Below are 11,352 nucleotides of genomic sequence, written 5' to 3'. Positions count from 1 at the left end.
ACCTCCCCTACCTCCCCTACCTCCCCTACCTCACTAATCATCTCCTTCCAAAGATTCACGGGAAAGCGACTCATAGGTGGGTCTAGGTGGTGTCCGTCGAGCAGCTTGATCTGCCATCAGGTCTACCTCCACATCCAAAGAACTACCATCTGCTTGAGTTTCTACCTTATGCACCGCAATATCTAAGCCCAAAGACTGCAACTCGCGCATCAATACCTTAAAGGATTCAGGAGTACCAGGACGGGGAATAGCTTTGCCTTTGACAATGGCATTCAGAGCCTCATTCCGTCCCTGCATATCATCGGACTTAACTGTTAACAACTCCTGCAAGGTATAAGCAGCACCGAAAGCCTCCAATGCCCAAACTTCCATTTCTCCAAATCTTTGCCCACCCTGTTGAGCCTTACCACCCAAAGGTTGCTGAGTCACCAGAGAGTAAGGACCTGTAGAACGAGCGTGAATCTTGTCATCAACCAAATGCACGAGTTTGAGCATATAGGCAACACCGACAGTAATCGCCCGGTCAAAGGGTTCGCCCGTGCGACCGTCATAGACCATGATTTTCCCCGCATTGTCGGGGTTATATACCCAATCCTTAGCAGTTTCGTCTCTGGCTTCTTGGAGTTTGCCGTGAACTAGGCGACGGGAAGTTTCTTCCCCGTACATTTCGTCGAAAGGGGTAATTTTGAACCTAACTCCCAAATTATGACCAGCCCAACCTAGCAAACATTCAAACACCTGACCGACGTTCATCCGGCTAGGTACACCCAAGGGATTGAGAACAATATCTACAGGTGAACCATCGGCTAAATAGGGCATATCTTCAGCAGGCAGAATCCGGGAAATGATCCCTTTGTTACCATGTCTCCCTGCCATTTTGTCACCCACTTGGATTTTGCGCTTTTGAGCTACATAAACCCGAACCACCATATTTGCCCCTGGTGGCAGTTCATCACCTTGTTCACGGGTGAATAACCGGACATCAACTACCCGACCTTTTTCACCATTGGGAACTCGCAGAGAGTTGTCGCGGACATCGCGGGCTTTTTCACCAAAGATAGCCCGGAGCAGTTTTTCTTCTGGGGGTTGGTCTGATTCACCTTTGGGAGTGACTTTACCAACGAGAATATCTCCAGCATCTACCCATGCGCCAATCCGAATAATCCCTTGTTCATCTAATTGTCTGAGGGCATCTTCACCGACGTTGGGAATTTCTCTGGTGATTTCCTCCGGTCCGAGTTTAGTTTGTCGCGCCTCAATTTCGTATTTTTCGATGTGAATTGAGGTATAAACATCTTCCTGCACCAAGCGCTCGGAAATGAGAATCGCATCTTCGTAGTTGTAACCTTCCCAAGGCATATAGGCGACAACGATGTTTTGTCCTAATGCCAGTTCTCCACCTTCTGTAGAGGAACCATCTGCCAATACCTGACCGGCAACGACTTTTTCGCCAATTCTCACCAATGGTTTCTGATTTAAGCAGGTATCTTGGTTAGAACGTTGGTATTTGGAAAGTTTGTATTTAAGTTCTTGCCCTTTTTCAATAACTTGACTACCACTGGCTGCGGACAATTGACCACTAGCGCGAACACGAATTTCTGTGGCATCAACATACACTACATCGCCATCTGTGCGGGAAACTATGACCATGCCGGAGTCTCTCGCAGCTTGAGCTTCCAAACCTGTTCCCACTAAGGGGCGTTCTGGTTTTAACAGGGGTACAGCTTGGCGTTGCATATTAGAACCCATTAGCGCTCGGTTAGCGTCGTCATGTTCCAAGAAGGGAATCATGCTGGTAGCTACTGAGACTATCTGGACTGGGGAAACTGCCACGTAATCCACTTGTTCAGGCCCGGTGGTTGTCCAGTCTTGGCGATAGCGAACTGGTACTTGTGGTCCTTTGATGTAACCGTTTTCATCTAGGGGAACGTCACCGGTGGCTGTGCGGAGGTCGTCTTCTTCGTCTGCTGTCATGTAGACGGGCGGAACATCAAATAAGACTTTGCCGTTTTCTACTGGTCTAAAGGGTGTTTCTAGAAAACCGTAGAGGTTAACGCGGGCATGGGTGGCTAATGAACCAATGAGTCCGGCGTTTGGTCCTTCTGGTGTTTCGATGGGACAAATCCGTCCGTAGTGGCTGGGGTGAATATCTCGAACTGCAAACCCGGCTCTTTCTCTGGTTAGACCACCTGGACCTAAGGCACTGAGGCGGCGTTTATGGGTCAATTCCGCTAGGGGGTTGGTTTGATCCATGAATTGACTTAGTTGGCTTGAACCAAAGAATTCTTTGATGGCTGCGACTAAGGGTTTGGGGTTAACTAGGGATGCGGGGGTGAGAACTTCAGCATCGGATACGGTCATCCGTTCTCGAATAATTCTTTCTAGGCGGTTTAACCCTACTCTGACTTGGTTTTGCAGTAATTCCCCAACGCTTCTGACTCGGCGATTTCCGAGGTGGTCAATGTCATCAATACTACCGATATCGTATTCTAGGTTAATCAGGTAATCAATGGCGGCGAGAATGTCCCCAGGGGTGAGGACGCGCATGGTGTCAGGGGCGGAAAGACGAAGTTTTTTGTTGAGTTTATAACGACCAACTTTTCCCAGGTCATAGCGTTTAGGATCAAAGAAGCGGGAATCTAAAAGCTGTTGTCCGCCTAAAACTGTAGGTGGTTCACCGGGACGAAGTTTTCGATATAATTCCATTAGGGCTTCTTCTTCGGAAAATTGCCCTTCTTTTTCGATGGTTTTTTGGAAGTATTCTGGATGGCGCAGGGCATCAAAAATTTCGTTGTCGGATAATCCCAGTGCTTTCAAAAGTACCTGGGCTGATAGTTTCCGGGTTTTATCTATCCGTACCCAAACTAGGTCATTACGATCTGTTTCAAATTTGAGCCATGCACCCCGGTTTGGAATTAAGCTGGCAGAATATGTACGTCGTCCGTTTTTATCAATTTCTGATTTATAGTAAACTCCAGGCGATCGCACAATCTGATTGACAATGACACGCTCGGCTCCATTAATGATAAATGTGCCTCTATCTGTCATCAAGGGCAGATCACCAATGAATACCTCTTGCTCTTTAATGTCTCCTGTTTCTTTGTTCAGTAGACGAGTAGGAACATACATTTGCACTGCATAGGTGCTGTCTCTCCGCTTGGATTCTTCAACGCTGTATTTAGGTTCTTTGAGTTTATAGTTATTACCTAAAAAGTGCAGTTCCAATTTGCCAGTGTAGTCTGTGATTGGACTAAAAGAATTCAGTTCTTCTATTAGCCCTTCTTCTAGAAACCAGCGAAAACTAGAACGCTGAATTTCAATCAAGTCGGGTAACAGAAAGGCGGATTCCATGTATTTGTCGTCGTTAGTCATGCCTTTACCTTTATCAACCTGGTTAAACTTTGAAGGAAGCCGATAGCTTGCATGGCGCAGCCATAGCTGCGAGTCTGCCATGAGGGCTTTGTGCTAGAATATGAGTCCAAAGGTATGAAGTCCATAAGCTTGACAATATTCGGCTGCTAGATTTTTGACTGATAGCGCAACAGTCGCGTTAGCCCTAAAATTTCTTTCTACTTCACACTTTTTCACCTTTTACACCTCACACTTGATCCTGGTTGTGGATTCCCAAAACCGGGGACTGACACCGGAGTAGGATTCGATAGGCAACGTTGTGTTTAAGGCTGCACTATGGATTTGATATTGCTATGATTGTCTGGAGTGGACAATTACTTTTAACGATTTTCTATAGGTTTGATATACCAAAGGATTGCCGTTTCTACCTTTTCAAGGTTTTTCCAGTGAAACCTTGGTTGCCAATGCTTGTGATCTATTGAGAGCATCCGTTTGTAGAGATTTAAGTGGATGGGCAGACAATGTTGGATTTTAGATCTGGGTCGCTTCGATTGATTAAGCGGGCTAAAACCACAAACTCTCAAACTGGCTAATATCGGGTTGATAACAGCACAAATTGAGTTTTAGGAGTTATTATCCTTCCTTTACCATTATGGCTTGACCTAAATGTTTTGGAGGGATTAATTTTAGCACATTTTTATCCTCCGTTTGATCTTATAAGTTAAATCAGTGCTAATGCTAAAGATTTGATGATCATTTATAATGATAGACCGAATAATCTACAGGCATTTTGGGTGGTTTTCTGGGCAATTTCTTCTATTGTTTCGGCTCGTAGTTTTGCTAGTGCTTCCGCTACATAGCGAACATAGGCTGGTTCATTGCGTTTTTCACCCCGTTTAGGTACGGGCGACAGAAATGGACAATCTGTTTCTATCAGCAAGCGATCGCTGTCCACCATAGCCGCGCTCGCTTGAATAGCTTGAGCATTCTTGAAGGTAACAGTGCCGCTGAAGCTAATATAAAAGCCTAAATCCAGAAACCATTGAGTTTCTTCTGGTGTCCCTCCCCAGCAGTGCATGACACCCCGTACTCTTTCTCCATGCAAGTCCCGCCATTTTTGCAGTACGTCTCTGACAGCAGGTGCAGCATCACGACAATGAATGATCACTGGTAAATTGAGTTCACAAGCGATCGCCAATTGTGATGCAAATACTTGATGTTGATGCTCATAGTTATCCGCTTTGTAAAAATCCAACCCCATTTCCCCAATGGCTACCACTTGGGAATGAGAACTGGCTAAAGACTTGATTTGGGTAGCTGTTTGCTGATCCCATTTATGAGCATCTAGAGGATGCAGCCCTACAGCAAAACTAAGTTCAGGAAACTGCTCTGCTATAGCTTGAATGCTCGCAAATTCCTGGGGGTGAACACAGGAGTGGACTAATCGCACTACTCCTGCTTCTTGCCACCGAGAACGCACGGCTGCTAAATCTGGCTGAAAGATGTCAAAGTTAATGTGTACGTGGGTATCTATAAGTTGCATGGCTTGTCGGTGAAAAATTTTAGATTTTGGATTTTAGATTTTAGATTGAGAATCTTTGGTACAAGCTCCGCCATGAGAGAGGGGAATTAATCCAAAATCACCAATCTAAAATCATCAGTCTCCACACTTGAGGGTAGAAGTAAATCCAAAATCAAAAATACTCGCTGCGTACGCTGCGCTAACGTAAATCCAAAATCTCTTGACCACTGAACTATTGACTAAGCGGTAAGGGTTTTGTGTTTATGAGCCAATCTTGACTTTTTTCTGGCTCCATTGTTGGGATGCAGTACGCCAGTTTTTACAGCTTTATCAATCTTGCTGTAAGCTTCGGACATTCTCGCTTCCACTTCCTGCTTGAGTTCTGTTGTCGGGTTGACAGCACAAGCTTCCACAGAACTAAAGTATTTTTTCATCAGCGTTCTCACGGCTGATTTATATGCTTTGTTACGCAGTCGGTTACGTTCTGCGATTTGTGCGCGTTTAAGAGCAGACTTTGTATTCGCCACAGTAATTCCAAAAAAGACTATTAATTATGTACACACACTACTAGGTTTAATAAATATAGCATTATTTTCGCTAATGTGATAGTTTCTGAAAAAAAATATTTTATTTGGGCGGAAAAGCTGATGCCTGGGCTTGAAAAAATAGATTAAAATGATTTACTGACAAAGAAACCAGATCAGTTCCCCAAATTCAGACTTCTGGAATATTAAATTTCTCAGGCTGTCTGAATTTTATAAAGTAGTATCAAAAAAATCCAGGTTAAGCTAGAGAAGAGAATTACATTCAGCTTGATCCCCTAAGACCGCAAAGCGGAAGTCGAAAGTTAAAAGTCAAAAGCCAAGAAGCTGATATTTTAGGCTTTTTAGCTGTTTTGAATGGTTGTTCTACTAACGCGATGTGGTCGTAGCAGGTAAAAAGCCCAAGTAGTTCTTGTTTTGCGAATATTGTAAAATTTGGTATTGTCATTACTCCATGCTGCGAATTATTACTCAGCAGGCAGACGTTAGATCAGAACTTCAACGAATCTGCGATCGCACCCAGGATGAACAGGTACTTCATAAAGAAGCAACAGTCCGCGAAGTGTTGCAAGCGGTGAAGCGCCAAGGGGACAAGGCTGTACTACATTATACAGCCGAATTTGATCACCAAATTCTCAAAGCAGAAGAACTCAAGGTAACAGGATCAGAACTGGATGCAGCCTACCAACAGGTATCCAAGGATTTGCTCCAGGCGATTCGACTAGCTTGCCAAAAAATAGAGGCTTTTCACAGTCAGCGTATCCCCAAAAGCTGGGTACAATTTGGCGATGATGAAGTAGTTTTAGGCAAACGCTACACCCCGGTAGATCGAGCAGGTTTATATATACCAGGCGGTCGGGCTTGTTATCCCAGTACAGTGTTAATGAATGCCATTCCCGCAAAAGTGGCAGGTGTCCCTCGTGTAGTGATGGTGACACCAGTTAGAGGCGGTAAAATGGTGAATCCTGCGGTTTTGGTAGCGGCCCAAGAAGCAGGAGTTCAGGAAATTTACCGTGTGGGGGGCGCTCAAGCCATCGCAGCTTTAGCCTATGGCACGGAAACTATCCCCAAAGTCAATGTGATTACCGGACCTGGTAATATTTATGTCACCTTGGCTAAAAAGTTAGTTTACGGAACTGTGGGCATTGATTCTTTAGCAGGACCGAGCGAAGTGCTGGTAATTGCTGATGAAACAGCTAATCCTGCTTATGTGGCGGCGGACTTGTTAGCTCAAGCAGAACATGATCCGATGGCGGCAGCGATTTTGCTGACAACGGATGCGGGGTTGGCGAAAAAAGTGCAAATGGCGGTGGAAAGACAATTGGTAGATCACCCGCGCCGGATAGATACGGAAAAGGCGATCGCCCATTATGGTTTAATTGTGGTGGTAGAATCCCTCACAGCAGCAGCCGAACTTTCCAACGAGTTTGCACCAGAACACCTAGAATTAGAAGTTGCCGATCCTTGGGCTTTAATTAACCAGATTCGCCATGCTGGGGCAATATTCCTGGGTAGTTCCACACCTGAAGCTGTAGGCGACTATTTGGCAGGTCCTAACCATACCTTACCTACTTCTGGCGCTGCCCGTTATGCTTCCGCTTTAGGGGTAGAAACATTTTTAAAACACTCAAGTATTATTCAATACTCACAAACTGCCTTGGAAAAAGTGGCATCTGCCATTGACATCTTAGCAACTACAGAAGGTCTACCTTCCCATGCTGATTCCGTTAAACTCAGAGTAGAGGATTGAGCGGGAATTTTAGATTTTAGATTTTAGATTTTAGAGTAAAAAAATTTGGCACAATCCCCGTCCTGAAGGATGGAAAAATACTCGCTGCGTATGCTTCGCTAACGTCAGTCCCAAATCCAAAATTTTCGGGCTTCTACACTTGAGGGTAGAGTCAATCCAAAATCCAAAATCGTAAATCCAAAATCGAGTGATAGTCCTTCAAATAAATTTAAAATGCGAACAATTGCGGAAATTAATGAGAAAATCAGCCGAAAACGGGCGGTAGTCTGGACGGTTGAAGAGTTAAAAGCGCGAGTTGCCGAAATTGGTGTTGCTAAAACCGCTAAAGAAGTAGATGTAATTACCACTGGCACATTTGAGCCGATGGAATCAAGTGGTGCAATTATTAACTTAGGACATACTGACCCACCGATTAAAATTCGGCGTTGCTGGTTGGACGGAGTTCCAGCTTATGCTGGTTTTGGGGCGGTAGATTTATACTTGGGTGCTAGTTGTCCAGTTGATTCCCTAGATGGGGAAGAAGTGCGGGAACGTGGTGGTGGTCATGTAATTGAGGATTTAATTGCCGGTAAATCTATCCAAGTTCGCGCTATGGGACAAGTTACCGATTGCTACCCTAGAGCCACATTTGAAACCACCGTTACCCGTGATACTATCAATCAGTTTTATTTATTTAACCCGCGCAATCTTTATCAAAATTTTATTGTTGGGGTGAATGGAGGCGATCGCCCACTGCATACCTACTTAGGACCATTACAACCCCGCGTGGGGAATGCAGTCTATTCTAACCCTGGTTCACTGTCACCCCTCCTCAATGATCCCGATTTACAACTTGTGGGGATTGGGACGAGGATCTTTCTCGCTGGGGGTATTGGTTATGTAGCTTGGGAAGGGACACAACATTTTCCCTTGCAAAAGCGTTTAGAAAATCGGACACCTATTGGACCATCGGCAACTTTAGCGTTAATTGGTGATGCTAAACAAATGGACGCGCGATGGATACGAGGTTGTTATTTTAAAAGCTATGGACCATCTTTAATGATGGGTGTAGGTGTACCATTGCCAGTTTTAAATACTGGTGTGGTAGAACGCTGTGCTGTCCAAGACAAAGACTTAGTAGCACCAATTGTAGATTTTTCAATTCCTCGTCGTGTCCGTCCTACTTTCGGTTTAGTGAGTTACGCTCAACTTAAATCTGGACGGATCACTATTGAAGGCAGGACGGTACGAGTAGCCTCTTTAGCCAGTTTGTTTCTTTCCCGACAAGTAGCCCAAGAGTTAAAACAATGGATTACTGAAGGGAAATTTACTCTCACTGAACCAGTAGCCCCAATTCCTATGGAGCGTTCTTTTTTACCTCAAGACCGTTGGACGGAATTTTAAGATGAGGAATTCAGGAGGTAGGGGCGCAGGTCCTGCGCCCATTCAGGAGTATAGCTAACGCCACGCTACGCTATCAGGAGTTCAGGAGTTCAGGAGTTCAGGATTCAGGAGTTCAGGAGAAAGAAAATTATCCACTGACAACTGACAACTGACAACTGACAACTGACTAATTACCTAATCCCCGGGTTTAGGCTTTTTAACTGGCTTAGGAGTGGGGGTTTTTGGCACAGGTTTGGTGATGACTGTGGTGGCGGCATCACCTGCTGCCTTTCTAATGGGACGTGGGGCTTCTCCATTGCGTCTGGGAGGGAATGGCTTTCTACCACCACCGACACCACGAGGCGCTCCTTTGAAGGGTGGTCGGCGTTTTTTGGGTAAATCGGCGATCGCTTCGGCATTAACTACTACTAATGCGTCAGCTTCCCGTTTAACATTGAAGTCCCAGAACTTACCCACAGCTTTAGTGGTTAATACGCCCTTGAGTTTCAACTTAAAATATTTAGCTTTATCAGTAGGTTTACGGGGAGCTTGTTTGATTTTCACAACCAAACTCTTTTCGTCAAAGGACTGGTAAACTACCTCACCACGCACAGAAAAACCACCATCAGGAACTGCTGATGAGGGTTTTGGATGAATGCTTAACGCTACGCTACCGTTATCAGAAACTGCTGTCGAATCTGTACCAGCTTCATCTAGTTCATATTTCGCCAGATTTTCTGGTTCCCAAACACCAACAATTTGCAGGTGCAATGCGTCATTTTCTTGTCTAGTGCGGGGATAAACTACCCATAGATGTTCTTTTTCTAGGTCTAAGTGATTTTTGACTAAGCTCATAATCCGACCTAAGAGGACGGCATTAAGTTCAACCCCATCTTTTGTGATTAATGTTCCTTGGGTAAACTGTTCATCACTAGCATGGTAACACCCGCGAATTAACCCAATAGCTCGGTATTGAGTCGGTTCGCTAGGAGGTGGAATTGGTTGTTCTCGATTAGCCAAATGTCCATTAGAGTCAGGTTTGCTAGAGTCAGTGAGAGAACTTTCCAGTTTAGAGGATTGGTCTGCTAATGTATTAGCACTAACAGGGGATTCAATCTCTTTTATGCCTTGGTTAGAGGCTGTGAAATTTGCGGATTCAGAAGACGGCATCAGGTCGGAATTCATAAAAACTCCTTGCGGCACAAGACATACCCCATTGTGGGATTTAATAAAGACAAAGGAAAAGAGCCAGTATGTAGCTGATTAAAGTATATTTCTTTTTAACCTGGCTACTCGCTTAATGCTCTGTACGAAAATCAAGACGCAGAATCCCACATTTATACACTAAATGTGCAATTTAGCGGCTTTAATCCAGTTATGGCTTACGCCAAGCTACGCTATCGGAAGCATAGCATAGCGATAATTCGGACGGGTCTTCCTAAAGTCATCACTTACTTTAGCAGGATAGATATTTATTTGTTATAAAATTCACAGACAAATGACCGTATTCCGCAAAGTTTTGGAAATTTTTAACTTTGCTATTAATTTCATTACCATTGAGGAGCAGAATAATATTGTGTCTGAATCGCGTAATCGCTGGATAGTTAGGGTAGTGTTAGCTTTCGCTGTTGTTGCTTTTGTAGGGGTTTCTATTATACCCATCCTTACAGCGATTAATAAACCCCAATCATCACCACAAAGTCAGCCCACTGCTGACCCTAAAATATCTTCATCGGAGCAAAAGTCAAAACTGGAAGATCAAGTTCGGGGTTATGAATTAGTTTTACAGAAAGATACAGAAAATCAAACTGCACTCAAGGGACTTTTACAAGCACGTCTCAGTTTGTTGAGTCAAAAAAGCCGAGGGGAAGTGAAACCAGCAGATATTCAAGCTGTGATTGAACCTTTGGAAAAACTCGCTAAACTCAATCCCCAACAGTCAGAGTATGGGGTTTTATTAGCACAAGCTAAACAACAAATTGGCGATAAGGAGGGGGCTGCTCAAACTTACCGGACTATTTTAACTACAAAACCGGGAGATTTAAAGGCTTTGCAGGGGATGGTGAATTTGCAATTAAGTGAAAAACGTCCAGAAGCGGCTATTGGCTTATTACAAGAAAGTTTGTCCGCTGCTACTCAAGCTAATACTATTCAACCAGGAAGTGTGGATGTGGTTGCTGTGCAAGTGCTTTTGGGTAGTGTCTACGCTTTTCAAAAGAATGATGATAAAGCTATCTCTGCTTATGATCAAGCGATTAAGAAAGATTCTCAAGATTTTCGCCCCGTTTTAGCAAAGGCTATGCTATTTAAAGAACAAGGTAAGCTTGATGAAGCAAAACCTTTATTTGATAGTGCGACGGCTTTAGCACCGGCTCAGTATAAGGACGAGATTAATAAGGCTGGAGCGGTTTCTGAGCCTACTCCTACGTCTTCACCGACGGAATCACCTACACCTACACCTACTCCGTAAGAGGATGTTTGAAAAGTTTTAAATGTATAAATTGACCCCTCTGGTAAACCTCTCCAGTATTAAATGTTATTCCTTTTCCCTCTCCTAAAAGGAGAGGGTTAGGGAGAGGTGCGGGGAGAGGCTTTAAAAACCCCATTCCAACTAACAAAAGTTTTTCCGCTTCCCTCCCCTACAAGGGGCTACGGTGTACACACATCCTTCCTTACACTAGGTTTTCAGCCATAACAAAGGATGTATTCTCAATCCAGTCCCCCTCCTCGCTTGCGGGGAGGGGCTAGGGGTGGGGTTTTATGGCAACCAACAAACAATTTCTTACTTGTGTGTACACCGTAGCCTACAAGGGGAGGGTCAGGGA

Annotated in this window: 8 protein-coding genes; 3 read left to right on the top strand and 5 right to left on the bottom strand. The window is 44.4% G+C overall.

The annotated features are described in order from the left end of the window. Window positions 1-33 precede the first annotated feature (33 nt). The 4 genes from rpoB to rpsT form a co-directional block, all read right to left on the bottom strand. On the bottom strand, window positions 34-3,372 hold the full coding sequence (rpoB, locus tag IQ228_RS11725) for a DNA-directed RNA polymerase subunit beta (protein ID WP_027404243.1): 3,339 nt from the start codon (window positions 3,370-3,372) through the stop codon (window positions 34-36). Between the two features lie 93 nt (window positions 3,373-3,465). Further along, entirely contained in the window at window positions 3,466-3,588 is a 123-nt protein-coding gene (locus tag IQ228_RS27125) for a hypothetical protein (RefSeq protein ID WP_255549966.1), read from the bottom strand. Between the two features lie 520 nt (window positions 3,589-4,108). Then, window positions 4,109-4,894, bottom strand: a complete 786-nt coding sequence (locus IQ228_RS11720) for a TatD family hydrolase (protein WP_027404244.1) — start codon at window positions 4,892-4,894, stop codon at window positions 4,109-4,111. Between the two features lie 218 nt (window positions 4,895-5,112). Next, entirely contained in the window at window positions 5,113-5,400 is a 288-nt protein-coding gene (gene rpsT, locus IQ228_RS11715) for a 30S ribosomal protein S20 (protein ID WP_027404245.1), read from the bottom strand. A 469-nt stretch (window positions 5,401-5,869) separates the two neighbouring features. Here rpsT and hisD point away from each other — a divergent pair, with 469 nt between their 5' ends. Together hisD and IQ228_RS11705 are read left to right on the top strand one after the other, a co-directional pair. Further along, window positions 5,870-7,165 carry a histidinol dehydrogenase gene (hisD, locus tag IQ228_RS11710; RefSeq protein ID WP_027404246.1) on the top strand — a complete coding sequence of 432 codons (1,296 nt, stop codon included), beginning with the start codon at window positions 5,870-5,872 and terminating at the stop codon, window positions 7,163-7,165. A gap of 213 nt (window positions 7,166-7,378) precedes the next feature. Further along, window positions 7,379-8,548, top strand: a complete 1,170-nt coding sequence (locus IQ228_RS11705) for a homocysteine biosynthesis protein (RefSeq protein WP_027404247.1) — start codon at window positions 7,379-7,381, stop codon at window positions 8,546-8,548. Between the two features lie 174 nt (window positions 8,549-8,722). Here the strand turns inward: IQ228_RS11705 and IQ228_RS11700 are convergent, their stop codons facing one another. After that, window positions 8,723-9,712: a hypothetical protein gene (locus IQ228_RS11700; protein WP_193962916.1), complete on the bottom strand. Its 990-nt coding sequence runs from the start codon at window positions 9,710-9,712 to the stop codon at window positions 8,723-8,725. Between the two features lie 391 nt (window positions 9,713-10,103). On the opposite strand from IQ228_RS11700, the gene IQ228_RS11695 reads away from it, so the two are divergent. Further along, window positions 10,104-10,997 carry a lipopolysaccharide assembly protein LapB gene (locus IQ228_RS11695; RefSeq protein WP_193962915.1) on the top strand — a complete coding sequence of 298 codons (894 nt, stop codon included), beginning with the start codon at window positions 10,104-10,106 and terminating at the stop codon, window positions 10,995-10,997. Window positions 10,998-11,352 lie beyond the last annotated feature (355 nt).

The organism is Dolichospermum sp. LEGE 00246, from assembly GCF_015207865.1.
Classification (GTDB): Bacteria; Cyanobacteriota; Cyanobacteriia; order Cyanobacteriales; family Nostocaceae; genus Dolichospermum; species Dolichospermum heterosporum.
The sequence above is the reverse complement of the archived record's forward strand: the minus strand, read 5'-3'. Positions and strand labels throughout refer to the sequence as shown.

What these genes read in the sequence shown, in the direction of transcription:
- rpoB (WP_027404243.1), bottom strand. Translation starts at nt 3,372, where the DNA reads ATGACTAACGACGACAAATACATGGAATCCGCCTTTCTGTTACCCGAC.
- IQ228_RS11720 (WP_027404244.1), bottom strand. Translation starts at nt 4,894, where the DNA reads ATGCAACTTATAGATACCCACGTACACATTAACTTTGACATCTTTCAG.
- hisD (WP_027404246.1), top strand. Translation starts at nt 5,870, where the DNA reads ATGCTGCGAATTATTACTCAGCAGGCAGACGTTAGATCAGAACTTCAA.
- IQ228_RS11705 (WP_027404247.1), top strand. Translation starts at nt 7,379, where the DNA reads ATGCGAACAATTGCGGAAATTAATGAGAAAATCAGCCGAAAACGGGCG.
- IQ228_RS11700 (WP_193962916.1), bottom strand. Translation starts at nt 9,712, where the DNA reads ATGAATTCCGACCTGATGCCGTCTTCTGAATCCGCAAATTTCACAGCC.